The 18,995-nt window shown below is 72.3% G+C and carries 15 protein-coding genes; 9 read left to right on the forward strand and 6 right to left on the reverse strand.

Annotation, left to right across the window (positions count from 1 at the left end; all coding sequences use genetic code 11):
- Positions 1–21: 21 nt before the first annotated feature.
- Both meaB and SMA5143A_RS33410 read right to left on the reverse strand, forming a co-directional pair.
- Complete coding sequence (gene meaB / locus SMA5143A_RS33405; RefSeq protein WP_107466598.1) at positions 22–984, reverse strand: methylmalonyl Co-A mutase-associated GTPase MeaB; 963 nt, start codon at positions 982–984, stop codon at positions 22–24.
- A 46-nt stretch (positions 985–1,030) separates the two neighbouring features.
- On the reverse strand, positions 1,031–2,233 hold the full coding sequence (locus tag SMA5143A_RS33410; RefSeq protein ID WP_107466599.1) for an acetyl-CoA C-acetyltransferase: 1,203 nt from the start codon (positions 2,231–2,233) through the stop codon (positions 1,031–1,033).
- A 148-nt stretch (positions 2,234–2,381) separates the two neighbouring features.
- Between SMA5143A_RS33410 and mce the strand changes: the two genes are divergently transcribed.
- The 7 genes from mce to SMA5143A_RS33445 all read left to right on the forward strand — a co-directional run bounded on the left by mce (position 2,382) and on the right by SMA5143A_RS33445 (position 12,269).
- Positions 2,382–2,822, forward strand: a complete 441-nt coding sequence (gene mce / locus SMA5143A_RS33415) for a methylmalonyl-CoA epimerase (RefSeq protein ID WP_055717368.1) — start codon at positions 2,382–2,384, stop codon at positions 2,820–2,822.
- 243 nt (positions 2,823–3,065) lie between these two features.
- Positions 3,066–6,914 (forward strand): polarized growth protein Scy, encoded by a 3,849-nt coding sequence (scy, locus tag SMA5143A_RS33420; protein WP_107466600.1) that lies wholly within the window; start codon positions 3,066–3,068, stop codon positions 6,912–6,914.
- A 234-nt stretch (positions 6,915–7,148) separates the two neighbouring features.
- Positions 7,149–8,087, forward strand: coding sequence for a hypothetical protein (locus SMA5143A_RS33425; RefSeq protein ID WP_055540376.1), 939 nt, complete (start codon positions 7,149–7,151; stop codon positions 8,085–8,087).
- A 146-nt stretch (positions 8,088–8,233) separates the two neighbouring features.
- Complete coding sequence (locus tag SMA5143A_RS33430) at positions 8,234–9,196, forward strand: ATP-binding cassette domain-containing protein (protein ID WP_107466601.1); 963 nt, start codon at positions 8,234–8,236, stop codon at positions 9,194–9,196.
- 2 nt (positions 9,197–9,198) lie between these two features.
- Positions 9,199–9,969 carry an ABC transporter permease gene (locus SMA5143A_RS33435; RefSeq protein WP_107466602.1) on the forward strand — a complete coding sequence of 257 codons (771 nt, stop codon included), beginning with the start codon at positions 9,199–9,201 and terminating at the stop codon, positions 9,967–9,969.
- Between the two features lie 174 nt (positions 9,970–10,143).
- The gene (locus tag SMA5143A_RS33440) at positions 10,144–11,403 is read left to right on the forward strand and encodes an ABC transporter ATP-binding protein (protein ID WP_107466603.1); all 1,260 of its coding nucleotides are present in this window, start codon (positions 10,144–10,146) and stop codon (positions 11,401–11,403) included.
- Positions 11,400–12,269, forward strand: coding sequence for an ABC transporter permease subunit (locus SMA5143A_RS33445; protein ID WP_107466604.1), 870 nt, complete (start codon positions 11,400–11,402; stop codon positions 12,267–12,269). Before SMA5143A_RS33440 ends, SMA5143A_RS33445 begins: the two co-directional genes overlap by 4 nt.
- A 28-nt stretch (positions 12,270–12,297) precedes the next feature.
- Here SMA5143A_RS33445 and SMA5143A_RS33450 read toward each other — a convergent pair whose 3' ends face one another.
- The gene (locus SMA5143A_RS33450; RefSeq protein ID WP_107466605.1) at positions 12,298–12,639 is read right to left on the reverse strand and encodes an ATP/GTP-binding protein; all 342 of its coding nucleotides are present in this window, start codon (positions 12,637–12,639) and stop codon (positions 12,298–12,300) included.
- Positions 12,640–12,861: 222 nt separating this feature from the next.
- Here SMA5143A_RS33450 and SMA5143A_RS33455 point away from each other — a divergent pair, with 222 nt between their 5' ends.
- Positions 12,862–13,890 carry an LLM class flavin-dependent oxidoreductase gene (locus SMA5143A_RS33455; protein WP_107466606.1) on the forward strand — a complete coding sequence of 343 codons (1,029 nt, stop codon included), beginning with the start codon at positions 12,862–12,864 and terminating at the stop codon, positions 13,888–13,890.
- A gap of 189 nt (positions 13,891–14,079) precedes the next feature.
- On the opposite strand, the gene SMA5143A_RS33460 is transcribed toward SMA5143A_RS33455, so the two are convergent.
- Positions 14,080–14,472: an SCO5389 family protein gene (locus SMA5143A_RS33460; protein WP_055717359.1), complete on the reverse strand. Its 393-nt coding sequence runs from the start codon at positions 14,470–14,472 to the stop codon at positions 14,080–14,082.
- A gap of 353 nt (positions 14,473–14,825) precedes the next feature.
- On the opposite strand from SMA5143A_RS33460, the gene nucS reads away from it, so the two are divergent.
- On the forward strand, positions 14,826–15,506 hold the full coding sequence (gene nucS, locus SMA5143A_RS33465) for an endonuclease NucS (RefSeq protein WP_055717358.1): 681 nt from the start codon (positions 14,826–14,828) through the stop codon (positions 15,504–15,506).
- 126 nt (positions 15,507–15,632) lie between these two features.
- Here the strand turns inward: nucS and SMA5143A_RS33470 are convergent, their stop codons facing one another.
- Both SMA5143A_RS33470 and SMA5143A_RS33475 read right to left on the reverse strand, forming a co-directional pair.
- Positions 15,633–18,326, reverse strand: coding sequence for an ATP-binding protein (locus SMA5143A_RS33470; RefSeq protein ID WP_107466607.1), 2,694 nt, complete (start codon positions 18,324–18,326; stop codon positions 15,633–15,635).
- 301 nt (positions 18,327–18,627) lie between these two features.
- The gene (locus SMA5143A_RS33475; RefSeq protein ID WP_009297239.1) at positions 18,628–18,951 is read right to left on the reverse strand and encodes an STAS domain-containing protein; all 324 of its coding nucleotides are present in this window, start codon (positions 18,949–18,951) and stop codon (positions 18,628–18,630) included.
- Positions 18,952–18,995: the final 44 nt, after the last annotated feature.

The raw sequence follows: 18,995 nt of genomic DNA on the forward strand, positions 1-18,995 counted from the left end.
AACAACAGGCGCACCCCCGAACTATGAGGCGCCCTCCGTCAGGCCGGCGACCAGTTCGTCGGCCGCCCGGTAGGGGTCCAGCTCCCCCTCCACGATCCTCTCCGCGAGAGCGGACAGGCGGCGGTCTCCGTGGAGGTCCCCGATCCGCTCCCGCAGCGCGGTCACCGCGATCGTCTCGACCTCGCGCGCGGCCCGGGCCCGCCGCCGCTCCGCGAGCACCCCGCGCTCCTCCATCCACGCCCGGTGCTTCTCCAGCGCCTCGACGACCTCGTCGACGCCCTCGCTCCGCGCCGCGACCGTCTTGACGATCGGCGGCCGCCAGTCCCCGGGGCCCCGCGTCTCGCCCAGCCCGAGCATGTGGTTCAGCTCGCGCGCGGTCGCGTCGGCGCCGTCCCGGTCGGCCTTGTTGACGACGTAGACGTCACCGATCTCCAGGATCCCGGCCTTGGCCGCCTGGATGCCGTCGCCCATGCCGGGCGCCAGCAGCACCACGGACGTGTCGGCCTGGGAGGCGATCTCCACCTCCGACTGGCCGACCCCGACCGTCTCGACCAGCACCACGTCGCAGCCCGCCGCGTCGAGGACGCGGATCGCCTGCGGCGCCGCCCAGGCGAGGCCGCCGAGATGGCCGCGGGTCGCCATGGAGCGGATGTAGACACCGGGGTCGGAGGCGTGCTCCGACATCCGGACACGGTCGCCGAGCAGCGCGCCCCCGGAGAACGGCGAGGACGGGTCCACCGCCAGGACGCCGACCCGCTTGCCGGCCTTCCGGTACGCGGTGACCAGCGCCGACGTGGACGTGGACTTGCCCACGCCGGGCGATCCGGTCAGACCGACGACGTACGCCCCGCCGGTCAGCGGGGCCAGCGCCGCCATCACCTCGCGCAGTTGCGGGGACGCCCCCTCCACCAGGGAGATCAGCCGGGCGACGGCACGCGGCCGCCCTTCCCTGGCCTGGGCCACCAGCGTGGGGACGTCCTGCATCACAGCTCCGTTCCGAACAGCCACGTACACCTGGGAGGGGAAGGCCTCAGGCCTTGGGTACCCGCACGATCAGCGCGTCACCCTGACCGCCGCCGCCACACAGGGCGGCCGCGCCGACGCCGCCGCCGCGCCGCCTCAGTTCCAGCGCGAGGTGGAGGACGAGACGGGCGCCGGACATGCCGATCGGGTGACCGAGGGCGATGGCCCCGCCGTTGACATTCACCTTTTCCGGGGACACCCCGAGGTCCTTCATTGACTGGACGGCGACCGCCGCGAAGGCCTCGTTGATCTCGATGAGGTCGAGGTCCGCCACATCCAGGCCGTCCTTCTTCAGGGCGTGCTGGATCGCGTTGGACGGCTGCGACTGCAGCGAGTTGTCCGGCCCCGCCACGTTCCCGTGGGCGCCGATCTCGGCGAGCCACTGGAGGCCCAGCTCCTCGGCCTTCTCCTTGCTCATCACGACCACGGCCGCGGCACCGTCGGAGATCTGCGAGGCCGAGCCCGCGGTGATCGTGCCGTCCTTGGCGAACGCCGGGCGCAGCCTGCCCAGCGACTCCGTGGTGGTCTCGCCCCGGATGCCCTCGTCCTGGCTGAAGACGACCGGCTCGCCCTTGCGCTGCGGGATCTCCACGGGGGTGATCTCCGCATCGAAGATCCCGTTCTTCTGCGCGGCGGCCGCCCGCTGGTGGGACAGGGCGGAGAACTCGTCCTGCTCCGGCCGGAGGATGCCGAGCCGGGTGTTGTGCTTCTCGGTGGACTCGCCCATGGCGATCCCCTCGAAGGAGTCCGTCAGCCCGTCGTACGCCATCGCGTCGAGCATCTGGATCGCCCCGTACTTGTAGCCCTCACGGGACTTCGGCAGCAGGTGCGGGGCGTTGGTCATGGACTCCTGGCCACCGGCGACGACCACGTCGAACTCGCCGGCGCGGATCAGCTGGTCGGCGAGGGCGATGGCGTCCAGACCCGACAGACACACCTTGTTGATGGTGAGGGCGGGCACGTTCATCGGGATGCCCGCCTTGACGGCGGCCTGGCGTGCCGGGATCTGCCCTGCCCCGGCCTGGAGCACCTGGCCCATGATCACGTACTGCACCTGGTCGCCACCGATCCCCGCACGGTCGAGGGCGGCCTTGATCGCGAAGCCGCCGAGGTCGGCTCCGGAGAAGGACTTCAGCGAACCGAGCAACCGCCCCATGGGCGTACGCGCGCCCGCGACGATCACCGAGGTCCTGCCGTTCGTTCCAGTCATGAGGTGCGATCCCCTTCCAGCCTGCACGGCCGAGGAGTGAACGAGGGTTTACTTCGAATGTACTGAGTGGCACTCCGTGCCGTCACCCGGCGGTGAGTGTGATCGCTGGCACGTTGCGTAACGGCGCGAGGAGCGCTGCACTGACACCATGCTGACGCGAATCGACCACATCGGGATCGCCTGTTTCGACCTGGACAAGACCGTCGAGTTCTACCGTGCCACCTACGGCTTCGAGGTGTTCCACTCCGAGGTCAACGAGGAGCAGGGCGTGCGCGAGGCCATGCTGAAGATCAACAGCACGGACGACGGCGGTGCCTCCTACCTGCAACTCCTGGAGCCGACCCGCGAGGACTCCACCGTCGCCAAGTGGCTGGCGAAGAACGGCGAGGGGGTCCACCACATCGCCTTCGGTACGGCGGACGTGGACGCCGACGCCGCCTCGATCAAGGACAAGGGCGTACGCGTCCTGTACGAGGAGCCGCGACGCGGTTCCATGGGGTCACGGATCACGTTCCTGCATCCGAAGGATTGTCATGGAGTACTGACAGAACTGGTCACTTCGGCGCCGGTTGAGTCACCTGAGCACTGACCCCCGTACATATGGGCCGGTAGGGTTGGGGGCGGCCGTCCCCTTCACCGGGCGACGGCCCGGGTCCTGCCGCCTTCCGACGACGGGACTCATGGGCCGGGGTCCAGGTTTCGGGGGACGAGGGTGAGGGCGGCAGCCCGTGCTCCGCCGTTGATCTGACACCATTCCCCGGGGGCCCCGTTCGCCGGTTGGACGGAGCTCGTTTGCCAGAGGTTGCGACCAGGGGACGGATGGGACCGCGCAGTGCGGGGCTACGAACGCCAGGAGCGAGAGCCGGCGGCTGACGTCGACCACCTCTCTCGGTTCGAGGCCGAGATGGATCGGCTGAAGACCGAGCGGGAGAAGGCGATCCAGCACGCCGAGGACCTCGGCTACCAGGTCGAGGTGCTGCGCGCCAAGCTGCACGAGGCGCGCCGCACCCTCATGTCCCGGCCCGCCTACGACGGCGCCGACCTCGGGTACCAGGCGGAGCAGATGCTGCGCCAGGCCCAGATGCAGGCCGACCAGCTGCGCGCCGACGCCGAGCGCGAGCTGAGCCAGGCCCGGGCGCAGACCCAGCGGATCCTCCAGGAGCACGCCGAGCAGGCCGCGCGCCTCCAGGCGGAGCTGCACCAGGAGGCGGTGACCCGCCGCCAGCAGCTCGACCAGGAGCTGTCCGAGCGCCGCCAGACCGTCGAGTCCCACGTCAACGAGAACGTGGCGTGGGCCGAGCAGCTGCGGGCCCGCTCCGAGCAGCAGGCCCGCCGGCTCGTCGACGAGTCCCGCGCCGAGGCCGAGCAGGCGCTGGCCGCCGCCCGCGCCGAGGCCGAGCGGCTCACCAACGAGGCCCGCCAGCGACTCCAGAGCGACTCCGAGGCCGCCCGCTCGGAGGCCGACCAGATCCTGCGCCGCGCCCGCGCCGAGGCCGAGCGGCTGCTGAACGCGGCGTCCACACAGGCCCAGGAGGCCACCGAGCACGCCGAGCAGCTGCGCTCCTCCTCCGCCACCGAGTCGGACAGCGCCCGCCGCCAGGCCGCCGAGCTGAGCCGGGCCGCCGAGCAGCGGATGTCGGAGGCGGAGACGGCGCTGCGCGAGGCGCGGGCCGAGGCGGAGAAGCTGGTCACCGAGGCCAAGGAGAACGCGGCCAAGGCCCTCTCCACCGCCGAGTCCACCAACGAGCAGCGCACCCGTACGGCCAAGGAGCAGGTCGCCCGGCTGGTCGAGGAGGCCACGAAGGACGCCGAGGCCACCAAGGCGGCCGCCGAGGAAGTCGTCGCGGACGCCAAGGCCGAGGCGGAGAAGCTGCTCGCGGAGGCGGCCGAGAAGGCCCGCTCGCTCACCGCGGAGGAGTCCGCCTCCCAGCTCGCCAAGACGGCCAAGACCGCCGAGGACGTGCTGAACAAGGCGTCCGAGGACGCCCGCAGGACCACGAAGGCCGCCTCCGAGGAGGCCGACCGGATCCGCAAGGAGGCCGAGGCCGAGGCGGACCGGCTGCGGGCCGAGGCGCACGACCTCGCCGAGGAGCTCAAGGGCGCGGCGAAGGACGACACCAAGGAGTACCGCGCCAAGACCGTCGAGTTGCAGGAGGAGGCCCGCCGGCTGCGCGGCGAGGCCGAGCAGCTGCGGGCCGACGCGGTCGCGGAGGGCGAGCGGATCCGGTCCGAGGCCCGCCGTGAGGCCGTCCAGCAGATCGAGGAGGCGGCGAAGACCGCCGAGGAGCTGCTCTCCAAGGCGAAGGCGGACGCGGACGAGCTGCGGCAGACGGCCACCGCGGACAGCGAGAAGGTCCGCACCGAGGCCATCGAGCGCGCCTCGGCGCTGCGCCGCCAGGCCGAGGAGACGCTGGAGCGCACCCGCAAGGAGGCCGAGCGGCACCGCGCCGAGGCCGAGGAGCAGTCCGAGGAGCTGAAGGCCGACGCCGAGCGCGCCGTCCGTGAGCTGCGCGAGGAGGCCGAGCGGGGCATCGCGACCCGTGAGGCGGAGGCCGCCGAGGGGCTGGCGCGGCTGCACACGGACGCCGAGCAGCGGCTCACCTCCGCCGAGGAGGCGCTCACCGACGCCCGCGCGGAGGCCGAGCGGATCCGCCGCGAGGCCGCCGAGGAGGCCGACCGGCTGCGCACCGAGGCCGCCGAGCGCATCCGTACGCTCCAGGCGCAGGCCGAGGCCGAGGCCGAGCGGCTGCGGGACGAGGCCGCGGCGGACGCGTCCACCTCGCGGGCCGAGGGCGAGGCCGTCGCCGTGCGTCTGCGGTCGGAGGCCGCGGCCGAGGCGGAGCGGCTGAAGTCGGAGGCGCAGGACACCGCGGACCGGGTGCGGGCGGAGGCGCAGGCCGCCGCGGAGCGGCTCGCCGCGGAGGCGTCGGAGACGCTGGCCGCCGCGCAGGAGGAGGCCGCCCGGCGCCGCCGCGAGGCCGAGGAACTGCTCGGCTCGGCCCGCCAGGAGGCGGACCAGGAGCGCCGGCGGGCCCGCGAGCAGAGCGAGGAGCTGCTGGCCTCGGCGCGCAAGCGCGTGGAGGAGGCCGAGACCGAGGCCGTACGGCTGGTCGAGGAGGCCGAGCGGCGGGCCACGGAGATGGTGTCGGCCGCCGAGCAGCACGCCCAGCAGGTGCGGGACTCCGTCGCCGGGCTGCACGAGCAGGCCCAGGAGGAGATCGCCGGGCTGCGCAACGCGGCGGAGCACGCGGCGGACCGTACGCGCCGGGAGGCCGAGGAGGAGGCGGACCGCGTCCGCGCCGACGCCTACGCGGAGCGGGAGCGGGCCACCGACGACGCCAACCGGGTGCGCCGTGAGGCCCGTGAGGAGACGGACGCGGCGAAGTCGCTCGCGGAGCGCACGGTCGCGGAGGCGATCGCCGAGGCGGAGCGGGTGCGTTCGGAGGCGTCCGAGCACGCCCAGCGGGTCCGTACGGAGGCCTCGGACACCATCGCGCGGGCCGACCAGGACGCCACACGCACCCGCGCCGAGGCCCGTGAGGACGCCAACCGCATCCGGTCGGACGCGGCGACGCAGGCCGACACCCTCATCACCGAGGTGACCGCCGAGGCGGAGCGGCTGACGCGGGAGACCAACGAGGAGGCCGAGCGGGTCCGGGCGGAGTCCGTCGCCCAGGCCGAGCAGCTGATCTCCGACGCGACCGACGAGGCGGAGCGGCTGCGGGCCGAGGCAGCGGAGACGGTCGGTTCCGCGCGGCAGCACGCGGAGCGGGTCCGGCAGGACGCCGAGCGGGTCAGGTCCGAGGCGGAGGCCGAGGCCGAGCGGCTCACGTCGGCCGCCCGCGACGAGGCCGACCGCACACTCGACGAGGCCCGCAAGGACGCCAACAAGCGGCGCTCGGAGGCCGCCGAGCAGGTCGACACGCTCATCACGGAGACCGCGGCGGAGGCCGACAAGCTGCTCGCTGAGGCGCAGAAGCAGGCGCTGAAGACCACCGCGGACGCCGAGGCGCAGGCCGACTCCATGGTGGGCGCGGCCCGCACGGAGGCGGACCGGCTGCTCTCCACGGCCACCGTCGAGGGCAACACCACGGTGGAGAAGGCCCGTCAGGACGCCGACGAGCTGCTGGTCGGCGCGCGCCGGGACGCGACCGCCATAAGGGAGCGGGCGGAGGAACTGCGCGAGCGGATCACGTCGGAGATCGAGGCGCTGCACGAGCGCGCCCGCCGTGAGTCGGCCGAGACGATGAAATCCGCCGGCGATCGTTGCGACGCGCTGATCAAGGCCGCCGAGGAGCAGTTGGAGAAGGCGCAGACGAAGGCCAAGGAGATCGTTTCCGAGGCGAACTCCGAGGCGGGCAAGGTGCGTATCGCCGCCGTGAAGAAGGCCGAGGGTCTTCTGAAGGAGGCGGAGCAGAAGAAGTCGACGCTCGTCCGTGAGGCCGAGGAACTGAAGGCCGAGGCGATCCGCGAGGCCCGCCGTACGGTCGAGGAGGGCAAGCGGGAACTCGAGGTGCTGGTCCGGCGCCGCGAGGACATCAATGCGGAGATCTCCCGTGTCCAGGACGTCCTGGAGGCGTTGGAGTCTTTTGAGGCCCCGTCGGGCGGCAAGGACGGTGGAGTCAAGGCGGGTGCCACGGCGGGTGCTACCCGATCGAGTGGCAAGTCGTCAGACGGCTAGCGGAGTCGGGCTGTTGCGGGTATGGTCCCGCACCGCTCGGCCACCAGACACTCATTTGTGTCCTTCCTGTGCTCGCCAGGGCCTTGATGCAAAGGTTCTGGCAAGTATTCCGATGGTCGGCCACTCAAAAGGGGTGTCATTCTCCAGATCAAACGTGCATCCGCTCGATGACACGCCGCTTCGCCCCCTAGGATTCCACCTATCACCTCACCGGTCTCATTCGACAGGAACCCCATGAGCGACACTTCCCCCTACGGCTTCGAGCTTGTGCGGCGTGGATACGACCGCGCTCAGGTGGACGAACGTATCTCCAAGCTCGTCTCCGACCGTGACTCCGCTCTCGCCCGCATCACCGCCCTCGAGAAGCGCATCGAGGAGCTCCACCTCGAGACGCAGAACGCCCAGGCCGCGGTCACCGACGCCGAGCCGTCCTACGCCGGTCTCGGCGCCCGCGTCGAGAAGATCCTCCGCCTCGCCGAGGAGGAGGCGAAGGACCTGCGCGAGGAGGCCCGCCGCGCCGCCGAGCAGCACCGCGAGCTCGCCGAGTCGGCGGCCCAGCAGGTGCGCAACGACGCCGAGTCGTTCGCCGCGGAGCGCAAGGCCAAGGCGGAGGACGAGGGCGTCCGGATCGTCGAGAAGGCCAAGAGCGACGCTTCGCAGCTGCGTGCCGAGGCGCAGAAGGACGCGCAGTCGAAGCGCGAGGAGGCGGACGCCCTCTTCGAGGAGACCCGCGCCAAGGCCGCCCAGGCCGCCGCCGACTTCGAGACGAACCTCGCCAAGCGGCGTGAGCAGTCCGAGCGTGACCTGGCCTCGCGCCAGCAGAAGGCCGAGAAGCGCCTCGCGGAGATCGAGCACCGCGCGGAGCAGCTCCGTCTGGAGGCGGAGAAGCTGCGCACCGACGCCGAGCGCCGCGCCCGCCAGACGGTGGAGACCGCGCAGCGTCAGGCCGAGGACATCGTCGCGGACGCGAACGCCAAGGCCGACCGGATCCGTTCGGAATCCGAGCGCGAGCTGGCGGCGCTCACCAACCGCCGCGACTCCATCAACGCCCAGCTGACGAACGTGCGCGAGATGCTGGCGACGCTCACGGGTGCGGCCGTCGCCGCGGCGGGCACGCCGGTGACCGACGACGAGCCGATCTCCCGGGGTGTTCCGGCGCAGCAGACCCGGTAACACCGCTGTGTGACGGCGTCGGCCGTGGGTTCTTGAGGGCCCGCGTCCCCTACGGGGGGTGCGGGCCCTTCGGTGTGTCCTGGGTGGGTCTTCGGTGTGGGGGTGCCCCGGTGGCAGGTGTCCCGGACCCGTCCTAGCGTGGCCGCATGATCGAGCTCGAGGGGCTGACCAAGCGGTACGGGGAGAAGGTGGCCGTCAACAACCTCTCCTTCGCGGTCAGGCCCGGCATGGTGACGGGCTTTCTCGGCCCGAACGGGGCGGGGAAGTCGACGACGATGCGGATGATCCTCGGACTCGACCGGCCGACCGCGGGGGACGTGCGGATCGACGGCACGCACTACGACCGGCTCAAGGATCCGCTGACGTACATCGGCGCGCTGCTCGACGCCAAGGCCGTGCACGGCGGGCGGAGCGCGTTCAACCATCTGCTGTGCCTCGCGCAGAGCAACGGGATCCCCCGGGCGCGGGTGCACGAGGTGCTGGACACGGTGGGGCTCACCCCGGTCGCACGGAAGAAGGCGAAGGGCTTCTCCCTCGGCATGGGCCAGCGGCTCGGCATCGCGGGCGCCCTCCTCGGCGACCCGCGGATTTTGATGTTCGACGAGCCGGTCAACGGACTCGACCCCGAGGGCATCCACTGGATCCGCACCCTGATGAAGTCGCTGGCCGCCGAGGGCCGGACGGTGTTCGTGTCGTCCCACCTGATGAGCGAGATGGCCCTGACCGCCGAGCACCTGGTCGTGATCGGGCAGGGGCGGCTGCTCGCCGACACCTCCATGGCCGACTTCATCCAGCGGAACTCCCGCGCGTACGTGCGCGTCCGCACCCCGCAGCCCGAGCAGTTGTCCGATGTGCTGGCGGCGGCCGGGATCACCGTCGTGCGGACGGGTGACGGCGCGTTCGAGGTGGACGGCGGCAAGGCCGAGCACATCGGGGAGCTGGCGGCCCGGCACCGGGTCGTCCTGCACGAGCTGAGCCCGCAGCAGGCCTCGCTGGAGGAGGCGTTCATGCGGCTGACGGCCGAGTCGGTGGAGTACCACGCCCACTCCCAGGCCGGGGCCGCCCCCGCGGCCCCGGCGTGGGGCGAGGGCTGGAAGGGAGAGGGCTGAGCATGGCCGCGGCACAGGTCGTCCGGTCGGAGTGGACCAAGATCCGGTCGGTGGCGTCCACGGTGTGGACGCTGTCCCTCGCGGTGGTCGTCACCGTCGCGCTCGGCATCCTCATCTCGCTGCTGTCCCGGAACGAGTTCGACAACCTGAGCCGTGCGGAGCGGCTCTCCTTCGATCCGACGTTCGTGAGTTTCGCGGGGATGAGCCTCGGTCAGCTGGCGATGATCGTGTTCGGGGTGCTGGTGGTGTCGAACGAGTACAGCACCGGGATGATCCGCACCTCTCTGGCGGCGGTGCCGCAGCGGGGCACGTTCCTCTTCGGCAAACTAACGGTGGCGACCGTACTCGCGTTCGGAGTGGGACTCGCGACCAGCTTTGTGACGTTCTTCCTCGGACAGGCGATGCTCGGGGAGCACCGGGCCGACATCGGTGATCCGGGCGTGCTGCGCGCGGTCGTCGGCGGCGGGCTCTACATGACGCTGATCGCGGTGTTCTCCATGGGGGTCGCGGCGATGCTCCGCGGCCCGATGCTGTCGCTCGGCATCCTGATGCCGTTCTTCTTCCTGATCTCCAACATCCTGGGCAACGTCGCCGCCACCGAGAAGGTCGGCCGCTATCTGCCCGACCAGGCCGGCAGCAGCATCATGCGGGTGGTCACCCCGGTGGACGACGACACCCCGTACGGGCCCTGGGGCGGCCTCGGGATCATGGCGCTGTGGGTGCTGGCGGCCGTGCTCGGCGGATTCCTGTCGCTCAAGAAGCGCGACGCGTGACCGACGCCTGACCAGGCGATACGTACATGCCAAGTCGGCGACCGTGTGACCTGCGCGGTTTTACTTACTCTTGAGCGGAACCGTCAAGGCCCGGATAAGCTCCTAACCCTTACGGGGGCGTGCGCCCCGACGTCCTGAGACGAGACGTCCTGAACCGTTCGATGGGTGCGGAGCATGATCGAGGCAGTCGGCCTGACTAAGCGCTATGGCGCGAAGACAGCCGTGTACAACCTTTCCTTCCAGGTGCGGCCGGGGGCCGTCACCGGCTTCCTGGGGCCCAACGGCTCCGGCAAGTCGACGACGATGCGCATGATCCTCGGCCTGGACAACCCCACCTCCGGGCAGGTGACGATCGGCGGCTACCCGTACCGCAAGCTGCCGAACGCCGCCCGCCAGGTCGGTGCCCTGCTCGACGCCAAGGCGGTGCACGGCGGCCGGTCCGCCCGCAACCACCTGCTGTCCCTGGCCCAGCTGTCGGGCATCCCGGCCCGCCGGGTGGACGAGGTGCTCGGTGTGGTCGGCCTCCAGGACGTGGCCAAGAAGCGCTCCAAGGGCTTCTCCCTCGGCATGGGCCAGCGGCTCGGCATCGCCGCCGCCCTGCTCGGCGACCCCCAGGTGCTGCTCTTCGACGAGCCGGTCAACGGCCTCGACCCCGAGGGCATCCTCTGGGTGCGCAACCTGATGAAGGCGCTCGCCGCGGAGGGCCGTACGGTCTTCGTGTCCTCGCACCTGATGAGCGAGATGGCGCTGACCGCCGACCACCTGATCGTGATCGGGCGCGGCCAGCTGCTCTCCGACATGAGCGTCAAGGACTTCATCTCGGCGAACTCCGCCGACTTCGCGCGGGTCCGGACCCCGGACACCGAGCCGCAGCTGCGCGAGAAGCTGACGACGGCGCTGACCGAGGCCGGCGGCCAGGTGCTGCCCGAGCAGGACGGCGCGCTGCGGGTCATGGGCCTGCCGCTGCCCCGTATCAGCGACCTCGCGCACGGCGCCGACGTACGCCTGTGGGAGCTGTCCCCGCACCAGGCGTCGCTGGAGGAGGCGTACATGCGGATGACGCAGGGCGCCGTCGACTACCGCTCGACGATCGACCAGAAGGCCGGGCTCCAGCAGCCCCTGCCGCCCGGCGCGCAGCCGCCGATGCCGGTTCCGGGCCAGGGCCAGCCCGGCTGGTACGCGCCGCCGGCGCCGCAGCAGGGCGGCCAGCAGTTCGCGCCCCCGCAGGGCCAACCGCCGGCCGGCCCGTACGGGGCCCCGGCTCCGGGCGCGCCGCAGCCGAACCCGTACGCCCAGGCCGCGCCCCAGGCCCCGGCCCAGCCGGCCGCCACGCCCGCCGCACCGGCTCCCGCGCAGCCGGCCGCCGCCCCTGCCGCGCCGGCCGCCGCGCCCGCGCCCGCCGCCGATCTGACCAAGTCCGAGGACGCCCGATGAGCACGCCCCAGCCGCAACTCGCCCCGCAGCAGCCGGCCGCCGCCCCCTGGCAGGGCGCGCCGGGCACGTCGTACACCTCGCCGATCCCGGTGGTGCGCACACACCTCGGGCACGCGATCGTCTCCGAGTGGACGAAGATCAAGTCCGTGCGCTCGACGATGTGGACCCTGGGTGTCTTCGTCTTCCTGCTGCTCGGCCTCGGTCTGCTGTTCGCCGTCATCGCCGCGTCCGCGGACATGAACCTGGAGGGTGAGTCCCCCCTCGGGCTCGGCCTGTTCGGTGTGATGCTCGGCAGCGTCTGCCTCATCACGCTCGGCGTGCTGACCACCGCCTCCGAGTACGGCACCGGCATGATCCGGACCACGCTGACCGCGTGCCCGAGCCGCAGCCGGGTGCTGACCGCCAAGGCGATCGTGTTCTTCGCCCTCGCGTTCACCATCACCCTGGTGACCACCTCGCTCGTCGCCTTCCTCCAGGTGGCCATCCTGGAGGGCACCAAAGCGGCGGACCCGACCGGCGAGCAGTGGCTCAAGGCGACCGTCGGCGTGAGTCTGTTCCTGGCGCTGTTCGGCCTGCTGTCGCTGCTGATCGGCTCGCTGATCCGCCACTCGGCGGGCGCGATCACCATCATGCTGGGTGTGTTCCTCGCGCCGCTGGTCATCGCGATCTTCATGTTCGCGGAGTCGCTGCGGGACGTGCAGGAGTTCCTGCTCAACTACTCGATCCCGAGCCAGCTCGGCGTCTTCTACGGTGCCGAACTCGGCGCCTCCGCCCCGTCCGGCTGGGACCCGCTGTGGATCATGCTGGGCCTGGTGGCCGCCGCGTTCGCCGGCGCGTTCGCCGTGTTGGAGAAGCGGGACGTGTAACCGCGGGGCGGGCGCCCGGAGTCGGGCTTCAGAACCTCGGTGCGTTACGGGACCGCTGCACCCGCGTGGTGCGGCGGTCCTTCGCGTTCCAGCAGGCCTTGTGCCAGTGGCGCCGTTCGTCGACACCCGAGTGCTCGGGCCAGGCGACGACGTGCGGGACCCCGGAGGGGATCATCTGGTCGCAGCCGGGGCACCGGTACGTCTTGCCCGCCGCGCTCGCGCCCGCGACATGGCGTACGCTCCATTCCTCGCCCTGCCAGGGCTCACTGGACTGCCAGCCTCCGTACCGGTCCGAACGGTCCTCGTCGGCGCTCCGAGCCGACGGACCCGACCGGCCATCGTCCTTGGGACGGTTGCGACGCGGGGACACGGGACACCTCACGGGGCTATACAGGGAGCAGGGTTGGTGTCCAGCCTACGCGGGCCCGATGGGGGTACGCGTACGGCACCAATCGCCTCAGAACGCCCTCCGCTCGCAGCATTCTGCAGACAATCGGCAAATCTCGCCGCCAGGCCGTGTCTTCGGCACGTGTCAGAGGGTTATGCCGGGTGGGGGAGCTCCCGAGTCGGAGCCGAGGAAGCAGGAAGTGCGATGCGCGTAGGAACATTTGTACTGGGAGCCCAGTTCCCCGGCCAGGGGCAGGGAGAGGCTCTCCACCGGGCGGTGCGGACCGCCGACGTGGCCGAGGAGGCGGGGCTGGACTCGGTCTGGCTGGCCGAGCACCACTTCGTGCCGTACGGGACGTGCCCGTCGGCGATCACCCTCGCCGCGTTACTGCTGGGGCGCACCCGGCGGATCCGCGTCGGCACGGCGGTCAGCGTGCTGCCCACCGTCCATCCCGTCGCCCTGGGCGAGCAGGCCGCCCTGCTGCATGTGACGTCCGGGGGACGCTTCTCGCTGGGCGTCGGACGGGGCGGGCCCTGGGTGGACCTGGAGGTCTTCGGCGCCGGACTGCACGCGTACGAGGAGGGGTTCCCGGAATCACTAGACCTGCTGCTGCGCTGGCTGCGGGAACCCTCGGTCTCCGCCGCGGGGGAACGATTCAGCTTCCGCGAGGTCCCCGTCGTGCCGAGGCCCTCGGAGGACCTGGACGAGACGCCCGGCCCCGAGGTCGTGGTCGCCTGCACCTCACCGGCGAGCGTACGGCTGGCGGCCGAGCGGGGGCTCTCGATGCTCCTCGGGATGCACGTCGGGGACGAGGAGAAGGCGGAGATGGTGGCGATGTGGCGCAGCTGCGCCCGGGCCGCGGGCCGGTCACCGGAGGAGATCGCCGGCGCGGCCCATGTGTCGGCCGGCGTCTGCCAGATCGCGGACCGGCGCACCGACGCCGTGGAGGCGCTCACCAAGGCGATGCCGGGCTGGCTGAAGCAGGGCCTGGACGCCCATGTGACCGTGGACGGCCGCGTCCGCGCCATGCGGGACCCGGTGGCGTACACCGAACTGCTCTGCGGGCTCCACCCGGTGGGGACGCCGCGACTGTGCGTGGACCGGCTCTCGGCGACGAGCGAGCGCACGGGCATCTCCCGCTTCGCCCTGCTCGTCGAGGGCTCCGGCGACCTGGCGGCGACGGAGGACAACGTACGGCGACTCGGTGCCGAGGTGCTGCCTCACCTCGGCTGAGCCGTTCCGTGCCGTGCGGTGCCATGTCGTGCGGTGCCGTTCTTGAAGTGCCATGCCGTGCGGTGTCGTGCGGTGCGGTGTCGTGCCGTGCCATGTCATGCGGTGCCATGTCGTGCCGGGTAGCTTGCCGCCCCGCTCTACTGACGCACCTCCCCCGGTTGGAGCGGCAAGCCGTGCTGCCTCATCGCCTCAGCAGTCCCGGAGTTCCGGGGACTGGTTGAGGAGCTGGCCCCGGATCGAGGTGAAGCGGGCGAGCCTGTCGTCCACGGACGGGTCCTGCGGGAACACCGCCACCCGGTGGCAGTTCTGGAAGGCCAGCCGTACACCGAAGTGCCGCTGCAGGGCGCCGCGAATCGCGTCGCTGGCGAGCGCGCGCAGCAGCTGCCCGCGCGCCTGCTCGTCCGGCGGGGGCGTCTGGTTGTCGGCGAACTCTCCGCCTTCCACCTTCAGCTGGACCACCAGGGAGCTGATCATCTCCCACGCGTAGGGCAGGGAGGTCCGGACGCAGTCGACGAAGGCGGCTTCGTCGACCTCGCCTCGCTCGGCCTGTTCGAGTAGGGCCGGTGAGACGTCGAGCGACATGGGTACTCCTCTCGCACCCCCACTACAACAGGGGTTGACGGACAGGGCCGGGGTTCGCGTTACCGAACACGCAGAGTGCACGGTTCGCGACCTCCCGTTTCTACGGTAAGCAACCGAACGTGACCGCACCAGGAGATTGCGCGCACCGACGCCACCCGAGACGCTCACAATCAGCCAATGCCGAACAGGAGTTGACAGCGGCACATGCCACGGGACGCCGGCGGCCCCCGTGCGGGCGCGGGGTCGTGTGACGGAGGGCAACGGGGGCCGGGCGGGCCGGGCGGGGGCGGGGGCGGGGCCGTCACGACGGTCGAATCGCGCGCACCCACCGCCGTCGAGTAGCGTTGCCGACCATGCGTCTCGTCATTGCCCGCTGCTCCGTCGACTACGCGGGCCGGCTCACCGCCCACCTCCCCTCGGCCCCCCGTCTGATCCTGGTGAAGGCGGACGGCAGCGTCTCGATCCACGCGGACGACCGGGCCTACAAGCCCCTCAACTGGATGTCGCCGCCGTGCACCTTGAAGGAGGACGCGGGGGACCCGGACGGCACGCCTGCCGTCTGGACCGTCATCAACAAGGCGGGCGAGAAGCTCATCATCACCATGGAGGAGGTCCTCCACGACTCCTCGCACGAGTTGGGTGTCGACCCCGGTCTGATCAAGGACGGGGTGGAGGCGCATCTCCAGGAGCTGCTCGCCGACCGCATCGAGACCCTGGGCGAGGGCTACACCCTCATCCGCCGTGAGTACATGACGGCGATCGGCCCGGTCGACATCCTGTGCCGGGACGCCGCGGGCGCGACCGTCGCGGTGGAGATCAAGCGGCGCGGCGAGATCGATGGAGTCGAGCAACTCACCCGCTACCTGGAGCTCTTGAACCGCGACCCGCACCTGGCGCCGGTCCGTGGCGTCTTCGCCGCGCAGGAGATCAAGCCCCAGGCCCGGGTGCTGGCCACCGACCGGGGCATCGACTGCCAGGTCCTGGACTACGACGCCCTGCGCGGTATCGAGGACGACAAGCTGCGGCTGTTCTGAGCCATTTCACGACGAGGGGCCGGATCCGCGGAACGGACCCGGCCCTTTCTCTGTGACCTGCCCTCTGTGACCTGCCCTCTGTGACCTGCCCTCTGTGACCTGTTCGCGGGCCTGGTGGTCGGAACGTCAGGCGGGGGCGCCGCCCGGCGTCTCGGGACCGCTCTGCGAGGCGCTCGCCGAGACGCTGTTGGACGGCGCGGTGCCGCCCGTGGTCCCGGCGGTCGTCCCGCCGTCGGCCCCGCCCGTCGTTCCGTCGGTGGTCGTCCCGCCGTCCGTGGTGCCGCCGGTGGTGCCGCCGTCCGCACCGCCCGTGGTGTCGCCGGTGGTGCCGCCGTCCGTACCGCCGGTGGTCCCGCCACCCGTGGTGGTCCCGCCGTCCGCCGTGCCGCCGTCCGTACCGCCGGTGGTCCCCCCGCCCGTGGTGGTCCCGCCGTCGGACGTGCCGCCGTCCGCACCGCCCGTGTCGCCGCCGGTCGACCCGCCGGTCGTCCCGCCGTTGGAACCACTGCCGGACCCGCCCGAGGAGCCGCCGCCGCTCGTGCCGCCGTCCGACGAACCGGACGACTCGGAGGGCGACGGCTTGTCGTCCTTCGACGGCTTCGCCGACTCGCTGGGCGTCGGGTCGTCCGCGGTGCCGTAGGTCCCGTCCGGGCCGGGGTCGCTCGGCTCGGGCAGCACTCCGGGGCCGTCGTCGCCCTCGCCCTGCTTGGCGCGGTCGGCGCCGAGGCCGCCGTCGTCGGCGCCCTCACTGGCGGAGGGGTTGACGCCGATCCGCTCGGCCGGGGTGTTGTTCTTGTCGGAGGTCGCGCCGAGCGTCACCACGGTGCCGAGCACGGCGGCGAGCAGGGCGCCCGCCCCCGCGGCGACCAGGTTGCGCCGGGCGCCGCCGACGAAGCTCTTGAGGACACCGCCCCGGTGGGCGGGCGAGCCGCCCGTGCGCTGGGTGACGAGGGTGGACTCCCCCGTCGACAGGGCCGGGCCGACCGCCGTGCCGAAGGCGGCCGGGACGTACCCGGAGGGCACTCCGCCGGGCGGTGCGGCCGACTCCTCGTGCCGGGCGTCGGGCACCTCCTCCCCCGCCGCCGTGCGCCCACCGGGCGGGGTCGCCCCGGAGCGGTCGGCGACCAGGGCGAGGGCCCTGCGGCTGGCGACGGCGCCGCGCTTGTCGGCGAGGACGCCGCGCAGCCCGATGGACGCCTCCAGCTCGGCGCGGGCCTCGTCGAGCCGACCGCGGCACAGCGCGAGGACACCGAGCTCGTGGTGGAAGTACGCCTGCTCGCCGGCCTCCTCGGCACGACGGGCCGCCTCCACGCCCGCCCGGAGCGCCCGCTCCCAGGCGTTCCAGTGCAGGCCCGCCGCGAACGCGGGCGCCGCCTGCCGGGCGAGCCGCACCGCGACGCTTCCCTCCTCGTCCTCGGACGGCGAGGTGAGCGGCGCGAGGGCGGTGAGTGCGGCGAGCAGGGCGTCCGCCTCGGCGGAAACCCGCTCGGGGGTGACCGAGGGGTGTCCGGCCCACCAGGCGTAGTGCTGGGCGGCGGTACGGGCCCTGTCCTCGGCTCCGTCGCCGTATCCGGCGGCCTCCAGCTGGGCCCGCGCGCCCGCCGCGAGCCGGTAGCGGGCGCCGACCGGGGTGACCAGGGCGCACGCCACCAGTTCACCGAGGGCGGCGTCGGCGTGGGTGTCGCCCACGAGGGCCGGCAGATGCGCCTGGTGCGGGACCTCGCCACCGAGGACGACCGCGAACCGCAGGGTCTCGCGCGCCGACTCGCTCAGCCGGGAGGCGAGCAGCGCGGCGGGCGCGGCGCCCTCGGCGAGCGAGGGAAGCGGTACGTCGTTGCCGTCCCCGGCCGGCTCCAAGGGCACGTCCGCCGGGGGCGCCTCCTGGAAGACCCCGAACTCGTCGACGGCGTCCTCGCCGGCCCGCTGTCGGTCCCGTTGCCGGAGCAACGCCCCGGCCTGGGCGAAACGCAGCGGCAGCCCCTCGGACTCGAACCAGAGGTCGCCCGCCCAGTTCGACTCGTCCTCGGTGAGGTCGCGACCGACGGCGCGCTCCAGCAGCTCCTCGCTGCCCGCCCGGTCGAAGCCGCCGAGGACGATCTCCTCCAGGGGCGCGTCGGACGACGGCAGGGGCGTATCGGGGGTGGCCGCGATCAGGAAGGCGCACTCGGGGGTCGCGTCGAGCAGGTCGTCCAGCTCGGCGCCGCCGAACTCCAGATCGTCCAGGACCACGACCGCGCCGATCTCCCGCACGAGCGCGAGGAACTGCTCGCGGCCCGGCCGGTGCGCGGGCGCGCTGTGCACGGTCGCGAACAGGTCGTGGAGCAGGTCGTCCGCGGTGCGCCGGAATCCGGAGAGCCGGACGACACCGTCGGGCGCGAGGTCGGCGCAGTCCGCGGCGACGGCGTCGAGGAGCGTGGTGCGGCCCGAGCCGGGGGCGCCGGTGAGGCGGACGGAGCGGCCGCGCGCGAGCAGCCGTACCAGCCGTCCCCGCTCGTCGGCACGCTGGAGCAGGGGCAGCTTGGGCAGGGCGGGGCCCGGGGGCACCGGTGGCCGGGCGGCGCGGTCGATCTCGGCGCGCTCGGCGGGGGCGTGCTTCTCGGGTCGGGCGGGCAGCTCGCCCGGCGGGCAGTTCTCTATCTCACTGCCGTCCACGGGGTTGACGGTGAGCAGGAAGTCGCCCGAGACCAGCTGGACGGTGCGGGCGAGCGCCGGGGCGTGCCGGTCGAAGTCCTGGGACAGCGCCTCGCGGGGCGGGCGCCTGCCGGGTGCCTGTGCGTCGTCGTGGCCGTGCTCGTCGGATGCCCGGTTCGTCGGGTCCATAGGTTCTAGCCCCCCAAAAGCGTCTCGTGTGCTGGAGCCCCTCCCGGCCTTGCCGCACACCGCGCTGTCGCTTCTGGTCCGGAACCCGCTCGAGGGTTGCTGGCAGCGGGCAGCCGAACCCTAAACCTTCGCACAGTATCTCCGACAGTCCGGGGTACCGCGCCGCCCGACACATCACAGTCTCGTGAGAATTGGGCGTGTGGTGCGTTTCGCCCCCATGGTCCGCACGGCCCCCGGGAGCAGGCATGACGACCGAGTGTCCCGTGTACACGGAGCCATACGTACGAACCCGTACGTCTGTTCACACCCGGGGCAGCGACTCCAGGCCGATGCCGCCCTCGATCGCCAGGATGCGGTGCAGTCGTGTGGCCACGAGCAGCCGCTGCATCTGCGGCGGTACACCGCGCAGCACCAGCCGCCTTCCGCACCGTCCCGCCCGCCGGTGGGCTCCCATGATCACGCCGAGTCCGGTCGCGTCCCAGGAGTCCAGCTCTGACAGGTCGAGCACCAGGTCGCCGGCTCCGTCGTCGACGGCCGAGTGCAGGACCGTACGGGCGTCCGCCGCGCTGCGTACGTCGAGGCGGCCCCCGACGACCAGCTCGGCGTGGTCGCCCCTGATGTACATAAGCGCTCCCGTGAGTGCGTCTCGTACTCCGTGATCTGGGTGAT

The organism is Streptomyces sp. MA5143a, from assembly GCF_900290235.1.
In the GTDB taxonomy this organism is placed as follows: domain Bacteria; phylum Actinomycetota; class Actinomycetes; order Streptomycetales; family Streptomycetaceae; genus Streptomyces.